We start from the raw sequence: 21,399 nt of genomic DNA on the forward strand, positions 1-21,399 counted from the left end.
GAACCCATCGATATGCAGGATGATCCGTGCAATTTAGCGTGACTAATGCATAATACTCCGCTTCGATTTTGACCCGAACAGACCTTTTCTTATGCACAAAGAACCCCGTAAGGTCCGTGAGTTTCGTCGCCGCGAGCAAGAAATTCTCGATACCGCGCTCAAGCTGTTCCTCGATCTTGGTGAAGACAGTGTCACCGTCGAGATGATTGCTGATGCCGTGGGTATCGGCAAAGGCACGATCTACAAACACTTCAAGTCCAAGGCCGAGATCTACCTGCGCCTGATGCTCGATTACGAACGCGACTTGAACGAGCTGCTGCACTCTGCCGACGTGGACAAGGACAAGGAGGCGCTGTCGCGTGCCTACTTTGAGTTCCGCATGCGCGACCCGCAGCGCTACCGATTGTTTGATCGCCTTGAAGAGAAGGTGGTCAAGGGCAATCAGGTGCCTGAACTGGTCGAAGAGCTGCACAAGATCCGCGCTTCCAACTTTGAGCGTCTGACCCTGCTGATCAAGGGTCGCATCAGTGAAGGCAAGCTTGAAGACGTGCCGCCATACTTCCATTACTGCGCGGCCTGGGCTCTGGTGCATGGCGCGGTTGCGCTGTATCACTCGCCGTTCTGGAGCAATGTGCTGGAAGATCAGGAAGGCTTCTTCCAGTTCCTGATGGACATCGGCGTGCGCATGGGCAACAAGCGCAAGCGTGACAGCGACACCCCGGCTGTAGAGTAATCACGGCCCGTATTTGCCTTCATGGCTTATGGCCTTGAGGCTTATACTCAGGCTTGGGTCTTGCCAAAACCTGATTTATGAGTCAGGTTTTGCAGCGGCCCATTTCCCCCGCGCCGGAGTCATCCATGATCGTTGATCGCCAAGGCAGACGTTTTCGCAATTTGCGTATCAGTCTGACCTCTGCCTGCAACTACGCCTGCACTTACTGTGTGCCCAACGGCAAACGGCTGGTGGCGGCGCAGGATGAGCTGTCGGCTGAAGCGATGGTGCGCGGAGTTGCTTACCTCATCGAAGCGGCAGGCATCGAGCGCCTGCGCATCACCGGCGGCGAGCCGCTGATCAGCCCCAAGCTCGAGACCTTCATGCGTGAGGTCGGTCAGCTTGGTCTGAGTGATATCAGCCTGACTACAAACGGCCAGTTGCTTGCGCGCAAGCTGCCGCTGCTGCTGGACGCGGGCATCGCTCGCATCAACGTCTCCCTCGATACCCTCGACCCTGAAGCATTCCGGCGCATTGCCCGTGGCGGCGACCTGGCGACCGTGCTCAACGGCATGCAGCAGGCACGCGAGGCTGGGATCAAGATCAAGGTCAATATGGTGCCGCTGCGCGGGCAGAACCTGGACCAGGTCATGCCGTTGCTGGAGTACTGCCTTGAGCGTGGCTATGAGCTGCGTTTTATCGAGCTTATGCGCATGGGGCATCTGGCCAGTGATGGCAATGCCTTCCTGCAGCAGTTTGTCAGCCTGCAGCAGTTGTTGGCGTTGATTGGTGAGCGTCATGAGTATCTGCAGGCCGATGCGCCCATCGACGCCACGGCGGTGCGTTACCAGATTCCCGGACATGGCTATTTCGGCGTAATTGCCAATGAGAGCGTGCCGTTTTGCCGGACCTGCTCGCGGTTGCGGCTGTCTTCGACGGGGTGGCTGCATGGTTGCCTGTCGTCGAGCAATCGGCACTTTGTGGGCGACCTGTTGAACAAGCCGCGTCATCAGGCATTGCCGGCACTGCAAGGCTTGTTGATGAAAGCTTTGGGTGACAAGCAGGACGTGGCCTTTTCGGGTGGCGCCACGGTGATGAAAATCATCGGCGGCTAAAAGCCCCTCACCCTAGCCCTCTCCCGGAGGGAGAGGGAACTGACCGCACGCGGCATCAATATCTCCACTGGTTCGCAAGCTGGCGCGCAATCTGCATTACCCTGGAATTCGCCGGTTTTTTGTCATCGGCTTCGGGAGAACGGGATGCGCAGTCTGTGGGTATTGCTGGCTTTTTTGACACTGGGCGGCTGCATGACCGTCAGCGATCTGGGTGAGGGTGCGCGCTATCAAATGAGCGACGCTGGCCTGCTCGATCACAGCAATACGCGCCGCAGCAATTCGCTGCGCATTCAGCCTGATTCCTTTATCTACATCGCCCAAGGGCCTTTTGCGCCGATCGGCGATCCCTATGTGCGGCCCAATATCGTTGCCGAAGAAGCCTTCAACGGTTTCGTCGAGTACTTCCCCATGGTGCGCCGGGCCAAGGAACCTGTGGGGCTCGATCAGGCCATGACCGAGGCTCGCGGTTTCGGCGCGCACTACCTGCTCTACACCCGCTTCGCCCGTGCCGATGACCGTATCGGCAACAGCGATGAATGGCTCGATCAGGAAGAGATCAGTCGCCTGGGCATCGACAGTGGGGTGATTCAGGTGATGTTGATCGAAACCAGCACCCAATACTTGATCGACACTGCCACCATCCGCAGCCGCGGCGGTTTGCTGACGTTCCATGACAACAAGCCCGCCGACCTGATTGGCCCGCCGCTCGCCAAATACGCCCGCAGCTTGATAGGCTTGAGCGATCAATAAGTCTAGGAGAGCACCATGAGCGAGCCGGTAGATGTCAGCAATTTGCTGGCGCAAATCCCCAGGGCCGACAAGGGGCTGCCGCCCGTTCATTTGTGGGATACCGCCTTTTGCGGTGACATCGATATGCGCATCGCCCGTGATGGCACCTGGTATTACATGGGCACGCCGATCGGCCGCAAGCCGATGGTCAAATTGTTCTCGACCATCATCCGCCGCGATGGCGATGATTATTTTCTGATCACGCCTGTGGAAAAGGTCGGCATCAAAGTGGATGACGCACCGTTCGTCGCGGTCACGCTGGACGTGGAGGGTGAGGGTGAGCAGCAAGTTCTGCGCTTTACTACCAATGTCGATGAGTCGATCAGTGCCGGTAGTGAGCATCCGCTGCGTTTCGTCATTGACCCCCAGACCGGGGAGCCGGCGCCTTATCTACACGTGCGGCGCAATCTTGAAGCGCTGATCCATCGCAATGTGTTCTATCAGTTGATAGAGCTGGCGGTGGTTCGTGAAGTCGATGGGCAAAACTGGCTGGGTGTGTGGAGCGCGGGAGTGTTCTTTGCGATAGGGCTTGAGCCCTGAGAGGGGGCTGTGGGAGCGGGCAACCCGCTCCCACAAAGACGCTTTTAGGCCTTCAGGGTTTTCATGTCGATCACAAAGCGGTACTTCACATCGCCTTTCACCACGCGCTCAAAGGCTTCGTTGATGTTTTTGATGTCGAGCATTTCGATGTCGCAAGTAATCCCGTGCTCAGCGCTGAAATCGAGCATTTCCTGAGTTTCGGCAATGCCACCAATCAATGAGCCAGCCAGTACGCGGCGCTTGAACACCAGGTTGAAGGCGTTGAGTGCCGGCTCGACCGGCTCGATCAGGCCGACCAGGATGTGTACGCCGTCAAAGGTCAGGGTTTCGAGGTACGGGTTCAGGTCGTGTGGCACCGGAATGGTGTCCAGCAGGAAGTCGAAATGCCCGGCAGCGGCTTTCATCTGCTCGGCATCGGTGGACACGATCACATGGTCGGCGCCCTGGCGGCGTGCTTCTTCAGCCTTGGCTTCGGAGCGGGTGAACAGGGTCACTTCTGCGCCCAGAGCCTTGGCGAACTTGATGCCCATATGGCCCAGACCACCCATACCCAGAATACCGACCTTGTCGCCCGCTTCCACGCCGTAGTGAACCAGTGGCGAGTAGGTGGTGATGCCGGCACACAACAGAGGTGCGGCGCTCGCCGGGTCGAGATTTTTCGGGATGCTCAGCACGAAGTGTTCGCTGACAACCATCTTGTCCGAGTAACCGCCCATGGTCAGCGTGCCGTCAATACGGTCAGGGCTGGCGTAGGTCTGGGTCATGCCTTCCAGGCAGTATTGCTCCAGGTCTTCCTTACAGGCCGAGCAGGTGCGGCATGAATCGACCATGCAGCCCACGCCGACCAGATCGCCGACCTTGTGCTTGGTGACTTTGTCGCCAACGGCGGTAACCTTGCCGATGATTTCATGACCAGGCATCAACGGATAAGTCGCAAAACCCCAGTCGTTGCGTGCCTGGTGGATGTCGGAGTGACAAACGCCGCAGTACAGCACTTCGATGGCAACGTCGTCCGGGCGCGGGGCGCGGCGGTTGAACTGCATTGGCGCCAAAGGGGCCTTGGCATTTTGTGCGGCATAACCGATGGCGTTGTAAGTGACATTGGACATGGAAAACCTCGCGTAGCGTTAGCTGTGAACAGGGCGCAATTTTGCGCTTACACATCTTTCAGGACTATGACGATTCCTCCGCTTGTCATGCCTATTCCTCCGGTGTCATGGCCCGGGTGTCGCTTTATTGACCAATTCTGCGAAGATGCAGCTGTCTATTCCTCTTGTGAAACGCTCTATATGTTTTTGACTCGTCATCGTGATGAGAACGCCACGCTCGTGTCCCTGATCGAGCCACTCGCGACGCAAACCGGTTTTGTGTCGACCTTGTTGCCTGAAGTTCGTGTGGTATCGGCGTGCCGGGTAGTGGCCCGGATGCCGCAGATCTATGAGCCTAGCCTAATGGTGATCGCCCAAGGCAGTAAATTGGCCTATCTGGGCCAGCGCACAATGGAGTACGGCGCCGGGCATTATCTGGTGCAGGCGCTGTCGGTGCCTTTCGAGTGTGAAACCTTCGCCTCCGAGGACGCCCCGCTGCTGGGGGTGGCGATCAGTATTGACCGCGCGGTATTGGGTGAGCTGGTACTGGCTATGGGCCTGGCGCCTGATCGCAGTGCTGTGGCGCAGACGCCCGAGTCGATGACTTCGGCCGTACTGGATGACGATATGCGCCAGGCCGTCGAACGTTTGCTGCGCTGCCTGCATGACCCGCTGGAGTGCCGCATCATGGGTCAGGCGCGACTGCGTGAAGTGCTGTTCGCAGCCTTGCGCGGCCCGCAGGCGGGGGTGTTGCGGGCGCTGGTCGAGCAGCAGGGGCAGTTTGCGCGGGTCGCGGCGTCGTTGAGCTACTTGCACGAGCACTTTGCGCAGCCGCTGAATGTAGAGACCCTGGCCCGTTGCGCCAATATGAGCGCCTCTACCTTCCATGAGCATTTCAAGCGCAGCACCTTGTTGTCGCCGGTGCAGTACCTCAAGCGTTTGCGGCTGTTGCGGGCGCAGCAGTTGCTATTGAGTGAGGGGCTGGGTGTAGCGCAGGTGGCCGAGAAGGTGGGCTATCAGAGTACTTCGCAGTTCAGTCGCGAGTACAAGCGCTACTTTGAGCGCAGCCCCGGTCATGAAGGGGTGGGGTGCTAGCCAGCCGGTGTGACGGGCGTGTTGTGGGAGCGGGCTTGCTCGCGATGCGCACAGCGCAGTCTGTCAGGCAAGCCTGGGCGGATCACATCGCGAGCAAGCCCGCTCCCACAAATCCGGGGGCAATAAAAAAGGCCCCCGAAGGAGCCTTTTTTTGACTTACATGTTCGGGTAAGTCGGCCCGCCGCCACCTTCCGGGGTTACCCAGGTGATGTTCTGCGAAGGGTCCTTGATGTCACAGGTTTTGCAGTGCACGCAGTTTTGCGAGTTGATCTGGAAGCGCTTTTCGCCGCTTTCCTGGGTGATCACTTCGTACACACCCGCCGGGCAATAACGCTGCGCAGGCTCGTCGTAGAGCGGCAGGTTCACGCTGATCGGGATGCTCGGGTCGCGCAGCTTGAGGTGGCAAGGCTGCTCTTCTTCGTGGTTGGTGCTGGAGATAAATACCGAGCTGAGCTTGTCGAAGCTGAGCTTGCCGTCCGGTTTCGGGTAGTCGATCTTCTTGCAGTCCTTGGCCTGTTTCAGACACGCATAGTCTGGCTTGGTGTCGTGCAGGGTAAACGGCAGTTTGCCGCCGAAGATGTTCTGGTCCATCCAGTTGAAACCGGCGCCCATGATCGGGCCGAACTTGTGCATTGCCGGGCCGAAGTTACGGCTGGCGAACAGCTCGTCGAACAACCAGCTGGCCTTGAAGGCTTCAACGTAAGTGTCGAGTGCATCACCGCCTTCGGAGCCAGTCAGCAGCGAGTCAGCCACGGCTTCTGCTGCGAGCATGCCGGACTTCATGGCGGTGTGGCTGCCCTTGATCTTCGCTACGTTCATGGTGCCCAGGTCGCAACCGATCAGTGCGCCACCGTTGAAGACCATTTTTGGCAGCGAGTTCAGGCCGCCCTTGGCCAGGGCGCGTGCGCCGTAGCTGATGCGCTTGCCGCCGTCCAGGTACTGTTTGAGTACCGGGTGGTGCTTGAGGCGCTGGAACTCGTCGAATGGCGACAGGAAAGTGTTGCTGTAGGACAGGTCAACGATCAGGCCGACAACGACCTGGTTGTTTTCCAGGTGATACAGGAAAGAACCACCGGTGTTTTCGCTGCTGATAATGTCCAGCGGCCAGCCAGCAGTGTGCACCACCAGACCTGGCTGGTGCTTGGCCGGGTCGATTTCCCAGATTTCTTTCAGGCCGATACCGTAATGCTGGGCATCTGCGTCGCTGTCGAGCTTGAAGCGCTCGATCAGTTGCTTGCCCAGGTGGCCGCGGCAGCCTTCGGCGAACAAGGTGTACTTGCCACGCAGTTCCATGCCCGGGGTGTACAGGCCTTCCTTGGGGTTGCCTTCGCGGTCAACGCCCAGGTCGCCGGTGATGATCCCGCGAACCACATTGTTTTCGTCGAACAGCACTTCTTGAGCAGCGAACCCCGGGTAGATTTCTACGCCCAGGTTTTCGGCCTGCTGTGCCAGCCAGCGGCACAGGTTGCCCAGGGAGATGATGTAGTTGCCTTCGTTGTGCATGGTTTTTGGCACAAACAGGTCTGGCACCTTGGTCGCGGTGCTGTCGCTGCGCAGTACATAAATATCGTCGCGGGTAACGGGAGTGTTGAGCGGAGCGCCGAGCTCTTTCCAGTCCGGGAACAACTCGTTCAGGGCGCGAGGTTCAAAGACCGCACCGGACAGGATGTGAGCGCCGACTTCGGAGCCTTTTTCAACCACGCAGACGCTGATTTCTTTACCGGCTTCGGCGGCCTTCTGCTTCAGGCGGCAGGCGGCGGACAAACCGGCAGGGCCGGCGCCGACGATGACCACGTCGAATTCCATGTATTCGCGTTCCACAGGTTCTCTCCTACTCAAGGCTCAACGGTATTTTTCTAATTGGAGGTTTGGCGTTTCATCCATTATTCCCTCGGCGTGGGGCCAAGGACGCAATGGATGAGGCGCCGCTCTCTCTATGAGGTCGGGCATTATATCTACACCACTGGCAGGGTCCAATACAAACGTTTGTTTGAATTCACTGCAACCCAGACAAATCAAAGACGCGCGGCTTAAAACTGGCCCATTTGCTGTATTGACCGCAAATGGTGTTCCGGTCAAGATACGGTCGGTTTTGCGCTCGCCGTAGGCTGATTGTCGGTTTCAAGAGCACCTCTAAAGACAGGGCACAGGCACGAGCCAGTGGGAGCCTGCCATTTTTGCAGCGGAGTTTACACGTCCTTTTGGTGGATGACTTGTTAGTCACATCGGACAGACGGTCGCAGGGGCAGTCGCTGGTACCCGTCTATTAATAAGGCAACGATCTTTGGAGGTGCCCTTGTGCCACTGTGCATCAACCGCCAGGTTCGCCTAGGCGACTTTCTTTTCACCGGAGAGTAACGAGGAATCCATGAAGGTTCTTGTAGCTGTCAAACGAGTGGTCGATTACAACGTTAAAGTACGCGTCAAAGCGGACAACTCCGGCGTTGACCTCGCCAACGTCAAGATGTCGATGAACCCCTTCTGCGAAATCGCCGTGGAAGAAGCCGTACGCCTGAAAGAGAAAGGCGTTGCGACTGAAATCGTCGTCGTCTCCATCGGCCCGACCACCGCTCAGGAACAGCTGCGTACCGCGCTGGCGCTGGGTGCAGATCGCGCCATTCTCGTCGAGTCCGCCGAAGACCTGACCTCGCTGGCCGTGGCCAAGCTGCTCAAGGCCGTTGTCGACAAGGAACAGCCACAGCTGGTGATCCTGGGCAAACAGGCCATCGACAGCGACAACAACCAGACGGGCCAGATGCTGGCTGCGCTGACCGGTTTCGGTCAGGGTACGTTCGCGTCCAAGGTTGAAGTGGCAGGCGACAAGGTTGCCGTGACCCGTGAAGTAGACGGCGGCGCGCAAACTGTTTCGCTGAGCTTGCCGGCGATCATCACCACCGACCTGCGTTTGAACGAGCCGCGTTATGCGTCCCTGCCAAACATCATGAAAGCCAAGAAAAAGCCGCTTGAAGTACTGACGCCAGACGCGTTGGGTGTTTCGACTGCTTCGACCAACAAGACCCTGAAAGTTGAAGCCCCGGCTGCACGCAGCGCGGGTATCAAGGTCAAGTCGGTGGCTGAACTGGTCGAGAAACTGAAAAACGAAGCGAAGGTAATCTAATCATGACTATCTTGGTAATCGCAGAACACGACGGCAAGGCACTGGCTCCGGCCACGCTGAACACCGTAGCCGCTGCCGCTAAAATCGGTGGCGACATCCACGTTCTGGTTGCAGGCCAGGGCATTGGCGCTGTAGCCGAAGCGGCTGCACAAATCGCTGGCGTGGCCAAAGTACTGGTTGCTGATAACGCGGCTTACGCCCATCAGTTGCCGGAAAACGTTGCACCACTGGTAGCAGAGCTGGGTGCCGGCTACAGCCACATCCTGGCCGCCGCGACCTCCAACGGCAAAAACATCCTGCCGCGCGTTGCTGCACAGCTGGACGTGGATCAGATCTCCGAGATCGTTTCGGTCGTCAGCGCTGATACTTTCACCCGTCCGATCTACGCCGGTAACGCCATTGCCACCGTGCAGTCCACTGCGCCAGTGAAAGTGATCACCGTACGTGCCACCGGTTTCGACCCGGTTGCCGCGCAAGGTGGTTCGGCAGCGGTTGAAGCGGTTGCAGCGGTTCACGATGCAGGCACTTCCTCGTTCGTGGGCGAAGAACTGGCCAAGTCGGACCGCCCTGAACTGACCGCTGCCAAAATCGTGGTTTCCGGCGGTCGCGGCATGCAGAACGGTGACAACTTCAAACTGCTCTACACCCTGGCTGACAAGCTGGGTGCTGCGGTTGGCGCATCTCGCGCAGCAGTGGACGCAGGTTTTGTGCCTAACGACATGCAGGTCGGTCAGACCGGTAAAATCGTTGCGCCACAGCTGTACATCGCGGTGGGCATTTCCGGCGCGATCCAGCATCTGGCCGGTATGAAAGATTCCAAGGTGATCGTTGCGATCAACAAGGACGAAGAGGCTCCGATCTTCCAGGTGGCCGATTACGGCCTGGTTGCGGACTTGTTCGAAGCGGTACCTGAGTTGGAGAAGCTGGTTTAATCCAGTTGCTTCACTTATAAAGAGCCCGGTTACCGGGGCGTTGGGAAGGGCGGGGCACTCAGTGTTCTGCCTGTCTTCACCGCCCGGGTTGCCGGGCTTTTTTATGCCTGTCAATTGTACGGAGGGAGCGTTTGGATATGGATAAGCGTCAGATCAGCAGGCTGCTGTTGGGGCTGGCATTTTTGCCACTGCTGTCCGAGGCGGCGGGCAAGTGCGAGCGCCTGATTGTCACCGGCAGCCCCGATGCGCCGCCTTATCTGTGGCGTGATCCGGCCGACCCGGCCCACTTGATCGGCGCCAGTGCCGACCTGATCCAGCAGGCAGGGCAAGAGCTGGGGATCAAGGTCGAAGTGCTGTATGGCGGCAAGCGCGCCCAGGCCCAGGACGAAGTACGTACCGGGCGCATGGACATGCTGCTCGATGCGCCGCTGACCGTGGCCGGGCTTTCGTCTTTTGATTACATCCACCCGCCGCTGGTACGAAACGATTACCTGGTGTGGACGCGCAAGGACTCGCCGCTGATCTACGAAACCCCCGCAGACCTGCATGGGCACAAGGGGGCGGTCTCGCAAAAGGCCCGTTTAAGCGAGACCTTCAACGAGTTTGCCCAACATCAACTGACCCTCGAGCCCCAACCCGGATTGACCCAGGCGTTTCAGCAACTGCTGCTGGGGCAGGCAGAGTATGTATTGGCCGGTCGCTACGCTGGTATGGCCACGGCACAGACCCTGGGTATTGCCGACGACTTGCTGGCGCATCCGCAACCTGTGGATCAACCGGGGCTGTTTTTGGCGGTTTCCCACGACTCGTCCTGCAATGAGCCGTGGTTGCGCGGACAGCTCGCCAAAAAGATGACAGAATTGCCCGCCTCCGGCCTGACCGAGGCGGTAGTGCAACGCAATCTGGAGCGGTGGAAAACCCAGCTGCAACAACCGCTCAGCGCCCCAAAACAGTAGGAATCCCTAGTGACAATTCGACCTCTTTTCGCTGCCCTGGCCGTTGTGGCTCTGGCGGGTTGTGCAGCCGATCCTGCGCCGAATGAACAATTGCGTTTGACCGAACAGGCTCTTGAGCAGGCCAAGGCCGTAGGCGCAAATGCTGATGATCTGGCAGAGCTTAAACTTGCCGAAGACAAGCTGGCCCAAGCGCTGGCAGATATGGCAGACGAATCCTACAAAGACGCGCGCATGCACGCTGAACAGGCCGAGCTTGACGCCCGTTTGGCTGAAGCTCGGGTACTGACGCAAAAAAGCCAGGAACAACTGAACGTGCTCAATACCCGTATCACGCGCCTGCGCAAACAACTGGTGGAGGCGCAATGAGCCTTTCGTCCAGAGTTTTAATGGGGGCGCTGGTTGCCGGTTGCGTGAGCCTGGCCGGATGCGCCGGGCATCACAACAGCGAACAGGCCTTACAGCAGGCCAGTACGGATTTCCAGGCGGTCAAGGAGGACACCAGCGTGTTGCGCATCGCGCCCAAAGACGTGATCCGTGCCGGTGAATCCCTGGCCCGTGCCGATCGTTTGTCCAGTTACTGGGGCAGCGGCGCAGACGTGGCTCATTACGCCTATTTGAGCCAGCGCTACAGCGAAATAGCCCGTGAGCACACCCAGCAAGTGCTCAACGAAGAGCGCGCGGCCAAGCTCGAACTGGAACGTCAGCGCCTGCAACTGGCCTTGCGAGAGGCCAAATTGTTGAGTGTCCAGCAGCAAGGTCAGTGGCTGGAAGAGCAGATTGTCAGCCTGGCCACTACTCAGACTGATCGTGGTCTGGTCATGACCTTGGGCGATGTGCTGTTCGACACCGGTGATGACGAATTGAAAAACTCCGCCAATCGCACTGTGCTCAAGCTGGTGCAGTTCCTGCAGTTGAACCCCAAGCGCGTTGTGCGCATCGAGGGTTACACCGACAGCACTGGCGGCAAGGAAGACAACCTGGTGCTTTCCCGTGAGCGAGCGCAGGCCGTGGCAGATGTACTGATTGACCTGGGGGTCGATGAAAAGCGTATCCAGGTGGCAGGTTATGGCGATCAATACCCGGTGGACGTGAACGCTACCGAGCGAGGTCGGGCCCAGAATCGACGTGTTGAAATTGTCTTTTCTGACGAAAAAGGCCAGTTGGGCGCTGCGCGGTAAGCGTTTTACCCGAAACTCTGTAGATACTCTGTTGCAGGTCAAGCCTTATTGTGGGAGCGAGCCTGCTCGCGAACGACCTTCGCGAGCAGGCTCGCTCCCACAGTTGCAGTGTCTCTGCAGCTGCTACAGGGAAAGTTCCGATCTGCACCCATACAGTTACCCCCGCACTCGCGCTGTACGGCTTAGATAAGTGACAACTGTGCCCGTACACTTCTAAACTGTTCCGGTATTGTTCCCACAAAAATAAAGCCTGAACATCGAGTGCGGCGCCATGACCAACCTTTTGCTCTATCAACGTATCGCTCAGCAGTTGGCTGAAGATATCCGGCGTGGCGTGTATCAGCCGGGCGAGCGTGTGCCCTCGGTGCGCAAGATGAGCTCGCAGCTCAACGTCAGCCATGCCACGGTGTTGCAGGCCTACGCCAATCTTGAAGACCAGGGTTTGATCCGGGCGCGGCCGCAGTCCGGCTACTATGTGCACCAGACCCCGGCACTCACTGCACCCACTCCGGATATCGCCCGTGTCGAGCGCCCGGGGCTAGTCACGCGCAGCAGCATTATCCAGCAAGTACTGGTCGAGTCCCGCCGCGAAGGCGTGTTCCCGTTGGGCGCGGCGGTGCCCAGTGTCGATTACTTGCCGGTGCGGGCGCTGCATCAGCAATTGGCCAAGGTCACGCGCTTTCACAGCCCGCGGGCGTTCAGCTATATGTTCAGCCCCGGTTTTGAACCGCTGCGCCGGCAGGTCGCCATTCGTATGCGTGATGCAGGTGTGGTGGTTGACCCGTCTGAGGTCATTATCACCCACGGCTGTGTCGATGCCCTGCAAATGTCATTACGGGTGCTGACCCGCCCCGGTGACCTGATCGCGGCAGAGTCACCGACTTACTACGGCTTGTTGCAACTGGCCGATCTGCTGGGCTTGAAAGTCATCGAAATCCCCAGCGACCCGGCCACCGGCATGAGCCTTGAGGCCCTGCAACTGGCGGCCAACCAATGGTCGATCAAGGCCTTGGTGCTGACCACACGCCTGAGCAATCCCCTGGGCGGGACCATGCCTGAAGAGCGGCAAAAGCAGCTGCTGCGCCTGGCTTCGGACTTTGATATCCAGATTGTCGAAGATGATATCTATGGCGAACTGATGTTTGAGGTCGGCCGGACCAAGGCTTTGAAGGCCTATGACCGTCTGGATCGGGTTATCTACTGTTCGAGCTTTTCCAAAACCCTGTCTCCCGGCGTGCGAATCGGCTGGATGATTGCGGGCAAGTTTCAGCAGGAAATCCAGCGCCTGCAAACCTTCACCACCCATTCGGCGTGCAGCGTGACCCAAATGGGTGTGGCCGCTTACCTTGAAAATGGCGGCTACGACCGCCATTTACGCTATATCCGCCAGGAATACAGAAAAAACCTCAGTGCTTTTCAACTGGCAGTGCAGCAGCACTTCCCGGAAGGTACGCAGATGTCCCGCCCCAGCGGCGGTTTTATTCTGTGGGTCAGTTTACCGGGCCGGGTCAACACCCAGGAGCTGCATGTGCGGGCGCTGCAACAAGGCATCAGTATCGCGCCGGGACTGATTTTCAGTAATACCGAGCAGTTCAATCATTGCATCCGGCTAAACTGCGGCACACCCTGGAACCGGGAAGCCGAGCGGGCCCTGATGACACTTGGCATGCTTGCCAGCCAGCTCTGTCAGGAAACTGCAGGCCTGTATGGTGGCTCGGCAATAGCCGGGATGGCATTTTGACTACAATTAACTTGTTCCCCTGTGCGTAAAGCGCGAGCATACGCACCTGAACCGTTAAAGCTGTGGGAGTTATGAAAGCGACATATTGTGCGAGTCTTGTATTGATGGGTGTTTTGGGTGCGCTCAATGCCATGGTTGCGACAGCAGCCCCGGTGCAACCTGCATCCACTTCTGCGCAGACGCAATCTGTCCATTCACAGGCCAAACCTTCCGCCAGCGAGAAAAGCACGCCGGTCAAAAAGCGTGAGCCAATCGCCTCCAAATCGAAACCGGCCCATGAAATCGCCAAAAAGCGTTTGCCTGCTGCCAAGCTCGACTTGCGCCTGCCGCCCGAGATGGTCAAGCAACTGCGCCCCTTGGGTACGGTTCCCATGCCTGCGCACAAACCCTTGCTGCCCAACATGTTTGGTGAAAAGTCTGTCGAAGAAAGTCCTTTTCAGCTCAACGGGCGTTTGCTCAGCAATGAAATGGACCTGCAATTGCGCAATGAATATCGACACAATGAAATCGAAGGTGCGGCGCTGGATTTCGAGTTCAAACAATAAGTGCCGAGCGCTGAAAAACGGGCTTCTAAACTGACTGATCAGTCACCGTGATTTATCGGCACATTCTGCTGAACGGTCAATTTCAAACACCTGTTCCAACGAGTACTATCCCTTGTCATCAACACGCTTTGCCCCGAATGAGGAGCTAACGTCATGAATTGCCGTGAAGGCTGTGGCGCTTGCTGCATAGCCCCTTCCATCAGTACACCGCTGCCCGGCATGCCCAATGGCAAGCCTGCCGGGGAACGCTGCCTGCATCTTTCTGTCGACTACTTGTGCGGTTTGTTCGGTCAGCCGCAACGCCCTGCGGTGTGTGGCGATTTCAAGGCAGATATCGAGGTGTGCGGCAGCAATCGGGAAGAGGCCATCAACCTGATCGGTTGGTGGGAGCAGGTGACTGCGGCCTAGCGTGTTGGTGTCCAGTGAACAAACCTTCAACAATAAGGAATAAGACAATGGGTTCGTTGCATAGAGTGGCATTGGTATGTGGTTTGAGCGCTCTGCTGGTGGGTGTGGCTCAGGCTGAAGACTGGAAAGTCGCCAAGGATCAGGACGGCATCAAGGTGTCGCTGAGTGAGGTTGCCGGTTCCCAGTACAAGGCTTACCAGGGCGTGACCACCATTAAGGCGCCACTGGCCAAAATCAGCAAGTTGCAGGAAGACGTGGCTAGCGCTTGTACCTGGATCCATGAGTGCCAGTCGCAAAAACTGCTCAAGCATGAAGGCGATCAGAGCTGGACTTACACCCAGTTCAAGACACCGTGGCCGGTCACCCCGCGTGATTCGGTGCTGTTGGTAACCTCTGCCCAGGGCGCAGATGGCAGCCTGACCCGCACGCTCAAGGGCCTGCCGACCTATGTTCCGGAAGAAAAGGGCTTTGTGCGGGTTGCCCAGGTAAACGGCTTCTGGAAGCTGGTACCCAAAGGCGACAACCTGACCGAAGTGACCTATCAGGTACACACCGAGCCGGGCGGCAGCGTGCCTTCCTGGTTGGCCAACAAGTTTGTAGTTGATGCGCCTTTCAATACCCTCAAAGGGCTGAAAGAGCGCGCTGAAAAGCCGTAACTTACAGCAGCGCAAGCCGGGTCCTGGACAGCGCATCTGTCCGGGTACCGGGCGCGGTTTTTTCCGACAAACGAAAAAACCTGTTGAAATTCATTGTTGGCCCCCTTGGCAGATGCCGCGCCCTGGAGCTACTCTGCATCCAGACCAGCGAAGTAATCGACTGGCTCTGATCTTGTTCGCTACATGCTTATTTCTTCCCTTGTTACGGCCTGAATGCTGCCGAAGGGGAGCGCTGAATGTCTATCCATTGCGAGGAGGACGTTTCATGAGCACAGCCCATCAAGAAGACCTCAGCAGCTATGTGCTGCGCCGCATGAAAGAAGGCGGTTTTGATTTTTCACGTATCCATCCCATCGAGTTTTACGCGATCTTTCCGGACGAGGAGCGGGCGCGCAGAGCTGCACAAAAATTTTGTGGTGAGTCCCTGAATGCGCAGATCAATGTGCGAGATGACGGTGCCTGGCATCTGGAGTTGAGCAAGGTGATGTATGCCACCTATGGGGGAATCGGCGATTTTGAGCAGGACTTTGAAGCAGTAGTGGTGCCGCTGGGCGGGATTATCGAAGGCTGGGGCGTCAAGCAGGAGGTGCGTGGCCTGCTCAATTGAAAGGCGTTTGATTGTTTCTCGGCTGGCCCAAGGGCTGGCCGTTTTGCTTTTTTCGCCATGGCCTCAAGCCCGCGAAGACGCGCAGGAGGTGCACGTCTTCGGCATATGGGCGTGTCTTTAACCGATAACCTTGGTCAGGTTTGGCAAGATCAGCAGCAAGGTGGTAGCGAAGAGGATAAGACCGGCTTGGCGTACTTTCGTATGTTTGAACATGGCTATCTGCCTTTTTTTGTTTTTCCTGAACGACAATGCCTGCGCCAAGAGATCAATGCCTCGAAAAGAAAGCGGCCCTGGCAACAGGGTTAACATTAGAGCCCTCATAAGACATGGCTTAGAACCCTTTAACATCATCCAAGTGCAGTAAGTTTCTAAAACGCTATTAGGTTTTCTACGCCTGACCTGTCGACCCGTATCTAGACGCAACGGGCCCATCAGGCGCCCATAATCTTAGCCCCCTACCGTTCGTCAGGGAGTGCAGAGCAATCCTGTTTTGTCCTACAAAAGCCCCCGTTTTAAAGGGCTGAAGGGCGATTGCCACGTTCAGTACTTGCCATCAAATAGCCTTTCAGGGCAGGCTCAGGTCTGTTGTCATCATTACTTTCGCCTTTATCGTGCCAGGTACTTTTATGTCGCTACGCATCTGCATTCTGGAAACCGACATTCTGCGTCCAGAGTTTGTTGATCAATATCAGGGCTACGGGCAAATGTTCGTGCGCCTGTTCTCCACGCAGCCAATCGCGGCAAAGTTCACTGTTTTCAATGTCATGCATGGCGAATATCCGTCTGATGACCAGACGTTCGATGCTTACCTGGTTACCGGCAGCAAGGCGGATTCATTTGGCACCGATCCGTGGATTCAAACGCTCAAGACTTACTTGCTGAGCCGTTACGAGCGCGGCGACAAATTGCTGGGCGTGTGTTTTGGCCATCAATTGCTGGCGCTGCTGCTGGGCGGCAAGAGCGAGCGTGCCACCCAGGGTTGGGGCGTAGGTACCCATCAGTACAAGCTGGCGGCCAGGGCGCCGTGGATGAGCCCTGTGGTTGAAGACCTGACGCTGCTGATCAGTCATCAGGATCAGGTCACAGCGCTGCCGGAGAACGCCACGGTCATTGCATCCAGCGATTTCTGCCCCTATGCCGCCTACCATATCAATAATCAGGTGCTGTGCTTCCAGGGCCACCCCGAGTTTATCCACGATTATTCGCGGGCCCTTCTGGATCTGCGTCAGGAGCATTTGGGCGAGCAGGTTTACAGCAGCGGCATTGCCAGCCTGGGCCAGGACCATCATGGGCGTACCGTTGCCGAGTGGATGATGCGTTTTGTTTCACACAAGCCGCAGACCGCCTGATATCCGGCTCGATACATGTGGGGGGGTTAGAGCCAGCCAGATCGCTTGAAGCTGGCCCACAGGCCGGTGACCCCCACCGCAATAAACCCCAGTACACCAAAATAGCCGTAATGCCAGCTCAGCTCCGGCATGTTCTGGAAGTTCATCCCGTAAATCCCCGCCACTGCCGTGGGGAAGGCCAGGATGGCAGCCCAGGCGGCGAATTTGCGCTGCACGATGCTCTGGCGTGAAGACTCCAGCAACACCACGACTTCAATCGTCTGGGTAGCGATATCCCGCAGGTTGGTGAGGTCTTCCATCTGGCGGGTAACGTGAATCTGCACGTCGCGAAAGTACGGTCGCATGTTCTTGTCGATAAAGGGGAAGGTCAGGCGCTGCAATTCTTCGCTGATCTCGACCATGGGTGCCACATAGCGGCGCAGACGTAGCACATCCCGGCGCAGACCATGCAAGTGGACGATATCGGCCTCGTTCAGGGCATTGCCCATGATGCTCTGCTCAAGCTGATCGATTTCGGCGTGGATGGCTTCGTTGACCGGCTGATAGCTCTCTGTGACGAAGTCGAGCAGCGCATACAGCACAAAGTCTTCACCATGTTCCAGCAGCAGCGGGCGAGCCTCACAACGCTGGCGCACAGCCTTGTACGAGGCCGAATGGCCGTTGCGGCTGGTGATGATGTAGCCGTTGCCGGCAAAGATATGGGTTTCGACAAACTCCAATTTGCCTTCATGGCGAATCGGCGAATAGATCACGATAAACAGCGCATCGCCAAAGGTCTCAAGCTTGGGCCGGCTGTGCTGCTCAAGGGCATCTTCTATGGCCAGTTCATGCAGGTTGAACTGGCGTTGCAAGTTACTCAGCTCTTGCGCGTCGGGTTGCTCCAGACCAATCCAGACGAAGTGGCCGGGCTTTTTCGCCCACTCACTGCCTTCGTCCAGAGTGATATTGGTGACTTTCTTGCCTGCGCTGTAAACCGCAGCAGCAACAACTCTCCCCATAGTTCTAATCGCTTCTTCTTCAGTGGGTTATGGCGCAAATATGCAGCTTAGCGCGCAATGAACCACTTTGAGTCGACAAAGGTTCAGAGGTTCGGATTGGATGCTGTCGCGTTGCCTCCTGCCACGGGTGGCAAGTGACGGTTTTGCTGGCTTAGCAGTTCGCGGTCCATGGCTTCGATGCACTCGCGCATCTGCTCGTGGCACTGCTGCATCAGGCGCGGAATATCATCCAGGGTCAGGCCGGCCGTCGGGATTGCCGGCAATGAACGAATCTGGATATCGGCGCTGTGCCAGCGGTTGAGCCGCAAGTGCTGGCTATAAGTGCTGACACACACCGGCACGATCGGCACCCCGGCAGTGATTGCCATCTGGAATGCGCCTTTCTTGAAAGGCAGCAGGGTTTTGCCCAGATTGCGCGTGCCCTCCGGGAAGACCCAGATCGAAGTGTCCTTCTCTTGCAGGGTGCGCGTTGTCGTGAGCATCGACTTGCGCGCTTTCTGGGCATTGCCGCGATCAATCAGCACGTTGCCCGCCAACCAGAACAGCTGGCCGAAAAGGGGCACCCACTTGAGGCTTTTTTTGCCGATGCACACCGTGCGGCGCGGCACTACGTTGCCGAACACAAACAGGTCGTAGTTGGACTGATGATTGGCGATCACAACACAGCTTTGCGGTTTGTCCATCAACGGCCCGACTTCAGTCTTGAGCTTGTAGCCCAGGATCCATCGGGATGGCCATGCATACAGGCGCGCGCACAGGCGGCTGTTGTCAGGGTTGAAGGGGCGGCACATGCCCAGCAAGACACCCAGTACGCCTGCGAGCATAAAATGCAGACACATCAACAACATACGTATCGAAAGTAGCATTTACAGGCTCGCGAAAACAAAAGACGGCGCAGTGTACGGATGTGCACTGTATTCAGCAATTACCCCGATACAAGTAGGAGATAGCTGAAGTTTTAGCATTTGTTTCAGCGCGGGCGCGCAGGCCCGGGCCAGAGATGTTCCGGGCAGATTTGCGCGCAGGGGTGAGGGCAGGGGCGTCCCCGATTGCAGGGCGCAATCGGGGGCGTTTTTTCAGGGGCAGGCTTAGAGCGGATGCAGCTGATCTTCTTCGATTGCTTTGTCCAGAGTCTCCAGCAGTGCTTTGCGCACTTTAAGCTTGGTGTTCCTGTGAGCCTTCATATTGATCTTTTTCAACTGACGGGCAGCTTCCAGGGCAGCAGCCTGCAATTCTTCAGGCTTGACCACCTTGTCGAGGAAGCCGGCATCGACTGCGGTGAGCGGGTTAAACATCTCTCCGTTGATGACCGAGCGATGGAATGCGGATTTACGCAGGCGATCGCGGGCCAGCTCGATACCGGCGTGGTGCATGGTCATGCCGATCTGCACTTCGTTCAGGCCGATGCTGAACGGGCCTTCCACGCCGATGCGGTAATCCACCGACAACAACAGGAATGCGCCTTTGGCTACCGCATGGCCTGTGCAGGCAATGACCACCGGGAACGGATGCGCGAGCATGCGGCGAGCGAGGGTCGAGCCCTGCCTTACCAGCTCGATGGCTTGCTCGGGGCTGGCCGTCATCACCTTCAAGTCGTAGCCGCCAGAGAGAATGCCTGGTTGCCCGGTAATAATGACGACAGCGCGATCCTGCTCAGCCTGGTCCAGCGCGGCATTAAACGCAGTGATCACATCCGGGGAGATGGCATTGACCTTGCCATTGCTCAAGGTCAGCGTAGCGATACCGTCTTCCAGGTGATAGGCAATCAAGTCACTCATGGCGCAAATCCTTGTTATGAAGTGGAGCAGACGTTACCCAGCCCTTTGGCGCAGGTAAAGGGCCATGACTGACTGATGAGTCATGCAATTGGCCTGCGCCTTCTATATAGAGGGCAGCGCAGCAGGGATTTGGCTTGAGCGGGCGAAGCTGCGGTGCCGGAATTTGGCAGAAACACCCCTCAGGCGCATACCGCCAAAAGGACTATTTTCGTAAGCACATGAAAATTCTGAAAAAAACATTTGTCATATCGAAAGCTTTCGACTACATTAGCGCGCCTCGACAGACAGAACTTGTTTGAAGAGATACGGTGAAGTGTCCGAGTGGCTTAAGGAGCACGCCTGGAAAGTGTGTATACAAGAAATTGTATCGAGAGTTCGAATCTCTCCTTCACCGCCACATTAAGTAAACACAAACCCCTGATTTTCCTAGAGAAAGTCGGGGGTTTGTGGTTTCTGGCGTCTGAAAAAGGGCGATATGGGAACAATATGGGAGCACGACCGCTGAACTGCCCGTGTTCTGCTTGAATGCTCTTCTTCGAACCTAAATGGATTTAGACGATCATGAAAGCGCTCCCCCCCTTGGTGTGCTGTTGTTGCTGACTGCAGGTTGCGTCCAGGTCCAGCAGTACACGCCCCCTCCCGGTGTACCCCAGGCGCAGATTCGCAGCGAAATGGGCGCATTGAGCAATTATTTTTCAACGAGGACACCGGAGCGCCTCTGCTGATGCTCGAGCCGTCAACGCTCAAGAACGACTGTGCTTTGGACACGTTGCCGTTTATGGCGCGTTGATTGTTGCAGGCAAGGACCTGTGTCGCTGGCAAGCAGCGTGAGGCTGCATCCGCCGATGCAGTCGTCGCACAATTCGCTGCTGCAAGGCGCCCGTTAAACCCGAATGGCTGAATATGTGATCGCCGCGCCAGTGGGTCACGGTAATGATGCAAACAGTCTTATATTTAATAGTGAGCGTTATCGGTAACTTAGAAGAGTATGAGTGGTGTCATATTTAACGGGGCGGGTTTATTTGCGCTAAGGCGCCTTGCATGTTTTTAGTTCTGATCTAATATCTGTTCGCACTAAGCAGTGCGACACGATTCCAGGACCGGTTTTCTGTGGCGCTTGCTTTCCAATTGTTTGACGTAGAAGGAACTACGATGAATGTTGACTGGCAAGGTGCGGGTGATATTCAAGCTATTTTTGGCACGCTGATCGATAAGGAGCTTAATTGCACCGTCGAAGAACGTGATCGTCTCTCTATTCCTATTTCCAATGCGCTGATAGAAAAGTTCGCACGATTGGGGTTGTATAAATACAACTTGCCCGCCGTGTGGGGCGGCCAGGAAGTTGGTTATGCCCAGTGGGGCCGTGTGCTGGAAAAACTCGGGTATTTATCCGCGGACTTATCGTTTCCCTTTTTGATATCCGTGAGGATGTCATTTATTTCGTTTTTGATTGCAGTGGGGCGCGAAGATATAAATAACGAATACCTGGTTCACCTGATTGAGGGTAAAACAGGCGGCGCGTTTGCTTATACAGAAGATGCCGATGCTTTTTCTTTTGTCTCCCGTGCAGTGCCCGCTGCAGACGGTAAAACTTATACGGTGAATGCCGTGAAAAAGATCGTCACCGGCGGTGAGACGGCGAATTATTTTTTGCTGTTTGTCCATGGTGATACCGCGGACATGCAAGTGTTTCTTGTACACGCTGACGATCCGGGTGGGCGGTCTCAAGGAACAAGTGCAACACCTGATGTAAGGTGTTGCCATGTCTACCCAATACAAACACTTGAGTACCGA

General features: G+C 56.9%; 23 protein-coding genes and 1 tRNA gene. 18 read left to right on the forward strand and 6 right to left on the reverse strand.

Annotated features, from left to right (window positions below; genetic code table 11):
- The first annotated feature begins 91 nt into the window (after window positions 1–91).
- The 4 genes from CJU81_RS21815 to CJU81_RS21830 all read left to right on the forward strand — a co-directional run bounded on the left by CJU81_RS21815 (window position 92) and on the right by CJU81_RS21830 (window position 3,156).
- The gene (locus tag CJU81_RS21815) at window positions 92–733 is read left to right on the forward strand and encodes a TetR/AcrR family transcriptional regulator (RefSeq protein WP_016779958.1); all 642 of its coding nucleotides are present in this window, start codon (window positions 92–94) and stop codon (window positions 731–733) included.
- A 125-nt stretch (window positions 734–858) separates the two neighbouring features.
- Entirely contained in the window at window positions 859–1,827 is a 969-nt protein-coding gene (locus tag CJU81_RS21820) for a GTP 3',8-cyclase MoaA (RefSeq protein ID WP_095038218.1), read from the forward strand.
- Between the two features lie 144 nt (window positions 1,828–1,971).
- The gene (locus CJU81_RS21825; RefSeq protein ID WP_095030693.1) at window positions 1,972–2,577 is read left to right on the forward strand and encodes a DUF4823 domain-containing protein; all 606 of its coding nucleotides are present in this window, start codon (window positions 1,972–1,974) and stop codon (window positions 2,575–2,577) included.
- A 15-nt stretch (window positions 2,578–2,592) separates the two neighbouring features.
- Window positions 2,593–3,156 carry a DUF1285 domain-containing protein gene (locus tag CJU81_RS21830; RefSeq protein ID WP_095038219.1) on the forward strand — a complete coding sequence of 188 codons (564 nt, stop codon included), beginning with the start codon at window positions 2,593–2,595 and terminating at the stop codon, window positions 3,154–3,156.
- A gap of 44 nt (window positions 3,157–3,200) precedes the next feature.
- Here CJU81_RS21830 and CJU81_RS21835 read toward each other — a convergent pair whose 3' ends face one another.
- Entirely contained in the window at window positions 3,201–4,265 is a 1,065-nt protein-coding gene (locus tag CJU81_RS21835) for an NAD(P)-dependent alcohol dehydrogenase (RefSeq protein WP_095038220.1), read from the reverse strand.
- Window positions 4,266–4,445: 180 nt separating this feature from the next.
- Between CJU81_RS21835 and CJU81_RS21840 the strand changes: the two genes are divergently transcribed.
- Window positions 4,446–5,339, forward strand: coding sequence for an AraC family transcriptional regulator (locus CJU81_RS21840; RefSeq protein WP_095038221.1), 894 nt, complete (start codon window positions 4,446–4,448; stop codon window positions 5,337–5,339).
- A 156-nt stretch (window positions 5,340–5,495) separates the two neighbouring features.
- Here CJU81_RS21840 and CJU81_RS21845 read toward each other — a convergent pair whose 3' ends face one another.
- Window positions 5,496–7,160, reverse strand: a complete 1,665-nt coding sequence (locus CJU81_RS21845) for an electron transfer flavoprotein-ubiquinone oxidoreductase (RefSeq protein ID WP_095038222.1) — start codon at window positions 7,158–7,160, stop codon at window positions 5,496–5,498.
- Window positions 7,161–7,707: 547 nt separating this feature from the next.
- Here CJU81_RS21845 and CJU81_RS21850 point away from each other — a divergent pair.
- The 10 genes from CJU81_RS21850 (at window position 7,708) to CJU81_RS21895 (ending at window position 15,480) form a co-directional block, all read left to right on the forward strand.
- The gene (locus CJU81_RS21850; protein ID WP_046809636.1) at window positions 7,708–8,457 is read left to right on the forward strand and encodes an electron transfer flavoprotein subunit beta/FixA family protein; all 750 of its coding nucleotides are present in this window, start codon (window positions 7,708–7,710) and stop codon (window positions 8,455–8,457) included.
- A gap of 2 nt (window positions 8,458–8,459) precedes the next feature.
- A complete protein-coding gene (locus CJU81_RS21855) occupies window positions 8,460–9,389 on the forward strand; it encodes an electron transfer flavoprotein subunit alpha/FixB family protein (RefSeq protein WP_095038223.1) in 930 nt (309 codons plus the stop codon).
- Window positions 9,390–9,526: 137 nt separating this feature from the next.
- Window positions 9,527–10,345 carry a substrate-binding periplasmic protein gene (locus CJU81_RS21860; RefSeq protein WP_095038224.1) on the forward strand — a complete coding sequence of 273 codons (819 nt, stop codon included), beginning with the start codon at window positions 9,527–9,529 and terminating at the stop codon, window positions 10,343–10,345.
- Between the two features lie 9 nt (window positions 10,346–10,354).
- Entirely contained in the window at window positions 10,355–10,711 is a 357-nt protein-coding gene (locus CJU81_RS21865) for a DUF4398 domain-containing protein (RefSeq protein ID WP_095038225.1), read from the forward strand.
- Complete coding sequence (locus CJU81_RS21870) at window positions 10,708–11,523, forward strand: OmpA family protein (RefSeq protein WP_095038226.1); 816 nt, start codon at window positions 10,708–10,710, stop codon at window positions 11,521–11,523. The genes CJU81_RS21865 and CJU81_RS21870 overlap by 4 nt, the downstream gene beginning before the upstream one ends.
- Window positions 11,524–11,794: 271 nt before the next feature.
- Window positions 11,795–13,264 carry an aminotransferase-like domain-containing protein gene (locus CJU81_RS21875; RefSeq protein ID WP_095038227.1) on the forward strand — a complete coding sequence of 490 codons (1,470 nt, stop codon included), beginning with the start codon at window positions 11,795–11,797 and terminating at the stop codon, window positions 13,262–13,264.
- 71 nt (window positions 13,265–13,335) lie between these two features.
- Window positions 13,336–13,809, forward strand: a complete 474-nt coding sequence (locus tag CJU81_RS21880; protein WP_176464895.1) for a translation initiation factor 2 — start codon at window positions 13,336–13,338, stop codon at window positions 13,807–13,809.
- A 153-nt stretch (window positions 13,810–13,962) separates the two neighbouring features.
- On the forward strand, window positions 13,963–14,217 hold the full coding sequence (locus CJU81_RS21885) for a YkgJ family cysteine cluster protein (RefSeq protein ID WP_016779971.1): 255 nt from the start codon (window positions 13,963–13,965) through the stop codon (window positions 14,215–14,217).
- A 47-nt stretch (window positions 14,218–14,264) separates the two neighbouring features.
- The gene (locus CJU81_RS21890; RefSeq protein WP_095038229.1) at window positions 14,265–14,873 is read left to right on the forward strand and encodes an START domain-containing protein; all 609 of its coding nucleotides are present in this window, start codon (window positions 14,265–14,267) and stop codon (window positions 14,871–14,873) included.
- 265 nt (window positions 14,874–15,138) lie between these two features.
- The gene (locus CJU81_RS21895) at window positions 15,139–15,480 is read left to right on the forward strand and encodes a ribonuclease E inhibitor RraB (RefSeq protein WP_016779973.1); all 342 of its coding nucleotides are present in this window, start codon (window positions 15,139–15,141) and stop codon (window positions 15,478–15,480) included.
- A 117-nt stretch (window positions 15,481–15,597) separates the two neighbouring features.
- Here CJU81_RS21895 and CJU81_RS21900 read toward each other — a convergent pair whose 3' ends face one another.
- Window positions 15,598–15,789 (reverse strand): hypothetical protein, encoded by a 192-nt coding sequence (locus CJU81_RS21900; RefSeq protein ID WP_095038230.1) that lies wholly within the window; start codon window positions 15,787–15,789, stop codon window positions 15,598–15,600.
- Between the two features lie 317 nt (window positions 15,790–16,106).
- Here CJU81_RS21900 and CJU81_RS21905 point away from each other — a divergent pair, with 317 nt between their 5' ends.
- Window positions 16,107–16,829, forward strand: a complete 723-nt coding sequence (locus CJU81_RS21905) for an amidotransferase (protein WP_095038231.1) — start codon at window positions 16,107–16,109, stop codon at window positions 16,827–16,829.
- Window positions 16,830–16,855: 26 nt separating this feature from the next.
- Here the strand turns inward: CJU81_RS21905 and CJU81_RS21910 are convergent, their stop codons facing one another.
- The 3 genes from CJU81_RS21910 to CJU81_RS21920 all read right to left on the reverse strand — a co-directional run bounded on the left by CJU81_RS21910 (window position 16,856) and on the right by CJU81_RS21920 (window position 19,605).
- Window positions 16,856–17,827 carry a magnesium and cobalt transport protein CorA gene (locus tag CJU81_RS21910; protein WP_095038232.1) on the reverse strand — a complete coding sequence of 324 codons (972 nt, stop codon included), beginning with the start codon at window positions 17,825–17,827 and terminating at the stop codon, window positions 16,856–16,858.
- Between the two features lie 83 nt (window positions 17,828–17,910).
- Window positions 17,911–18,693: a lysophospholipid acyltransferase family protein gene (locus CJU81_RS21915; RefSeq protein ID WP_095038233.1), complete on the reverse strand. Its 783-nt coding sequence runs from the start codon at window positions 18,691–18,693 to the stop codon at window positions 17,911–17,913.
- 222 nt (window positions 18,694–18,915) lie between these two features.
- Entirely contained in the window at window positions 18,916–19,605 is a 690-nt protein-coding gene (locus CJU81_RS21920; RefSeq protein WP_095038234.1) for a crotonase/enoyl-CoA hydratase family protein, read from the reverse strand.
- Window positions 19,606–19,912: 307 nt separating this feature from the next.
- Here CJU81_RS21920 and CJU81_RS21925 point away from each other — a divergent pair.
- Window positions 19,913–20,002, forward strand: a tRNA-Ser gene (locus CJU81_RS21925).
- A gap of 755 nt (window positions 20,003–20,757) precedes the next feature.
- The coding region (locus CJU81_RS21935) for an acyl-CoA dehydrogenase family protein (RefSeq protein ID WP_254924909.1) at window positions 20,758–21,399 on the forward strand (642 nt) is incomplete at its 3' end.

Origin of the sequence: Pseudomonas fragi, from assembly GCF_002269505.1 — a bacterium.
Classification (GTDB): domain Bacteria; phylum Pseudomonadota; class Gammaproteobacteria; order Pseudomonadales; family Pseudomonadaceae; genus Aquipseudomonas; species Aquipseudomonas fragi_D.

Excerpts from the sequence above, each read along its gene's own strand:
- CJU81_RS21835 (WP_095038220.1), bottom strand. The coding sequence starts at position 4,265 with ATGTCCAATGTCACTTACAACGCCATCGGTTATGCCGCACAAAATGCC.
- CJU81_RS21825 (WP_095030693.1), top strand. The coding sequence starts at position 1,972 with ATGCGCAGTCTGTGGGTATTGCTGGCTTTTTTGACACTGGGCGGCTGC.
- CJU81_RS21820 (WP_095038218.1), top strand. The coding sequence starts at position 859 with ATGATCGTTGATCGCCAAGGCAGACGTTTTCGCAATTTGCGTATCAGT.
- CJU81_RS21895 (WP_016779973.1), top strand. The coding sequence starts at position 15,139 with ATGAGCACAGCCCATCAAGAAGACCTCAGCAGCTATGTGCTGCGCCGC.
- CJU81_RS21880 (WP_176464895.1), top strand. The coding sequence starts at position 13,336 with ATGAAAGCGACATATTGTGCGAGTCTTGTATTGATGGGTGTTTTGGGT.
- CJU81_RS21840 (WP_095038221.1), top strand. The coding sequence starts at position 4,446 with ATGTTTTTGACTCGTCATCGTGATGAGAACGCCACGCTCGTGTCCCTG.
- CJU81_RS21830 (WP_095038219.1), top strand. The coding sequence starts at position 2,593 with ATGAGCGAGCCGGTAGATGTCAGCAATTTGCTGGCGCAAATCCCCAGG.
- CJU81_RS21920 (WP_095038234.1), bottom strand. The coding sequence starts at position 19,605 with ATGAGTGACTTGATTGCCTATCACCTGGAAGACGGTATCGCTACGCTG.
- CJU81_RS21850 (WP_046809636.1), top strand. The coding sequence starts at position 7,708 with ATGAAGGTTCTTGTAGCTGTCAAACGAGTGGTCGATTACAACGTTAAA.
- CJU81_RS21910 (WP_095038232.1), bottom strand. The coding sequence starts at position 17,827 with ATGGGGAGAGTTGTTGCTGCTGCGGTTTACAGCGCAGGCAAGAAAGTC.
- CJU81_RS21905 (WP_095038231.1), top strand. The coding sequence starts at position 16,107 with ATGTCGCTACGCATCTGCATTCTGGAAACCGACATTCTGCGTCCAGAG.
- CJU81_RS21875 (WP_095038227.1), top strand. The coding sequence starts at position 11,795 with ATGACCAACCTTTTGCTCTATCAACGTATCGCTCAGCAGTTGGCTGAA.
- CJU81_RS21860 (WP_095038224.1), top strand. The coding sequence starts at position 9,527 with ATGGATAAGCGTCAGATCAGCAGGCTGCTGTTGGGGCTGGCATTTTTG.
- CJU81_RS21915 (WP_095038233.1), bottom strand. The coding sequence starts at position 18,693 with ATGCTACTTTCGATACGTATGTTGTTGATGTGTCTGCATTTTATGCTC.
- CJU81_RS21885 (WP_016779971.1), top strand. The coding sequence starts at position 13,963 with ATGAATTGCCGTGAAGGCTGTGGCGCTTGCTGCATAGCCCCTTCCATC.
- CJU81_RS21815 (WP_016779958.1), top strand. The coding sequence starts at position 92 with ATGCACAAAGAACCCCGTAAGGTCCGTGAGTTTCGTCGCCGCGAGCAA.
- CJU81_RS21855 (WP_095038223.1), top strand. The coding sequence starts at position 8,460 with ATGACTATCTTGGTAATCGCAGAACACGACGGCAAGGCACTGGCTCCG.
- CJU81_RS21870 (WP_095038226.1), top strand. The coding sequence starts at position 10,708 with ATGAGCCTTTCGTCCAGAGTTTTAATGGGGGCGCTGGTTGCCGGTTGC.
- CJU81_RS21890 (WP_095038229.1), top strand. The coding sequence starts at position 14,265 with ATGGGTTCGTTGCATAGAGTGGCATTGGTATGTGGTTTGAGCGCTCTG.
- CJU81_RS21900 (WP_095038230.1), bottom strand. The coding sequence starts at position 15,789 with ATGTTAACCCTGTTGCCAGGGCCGCTTTCTTTTCGAGGCATTGATCTC.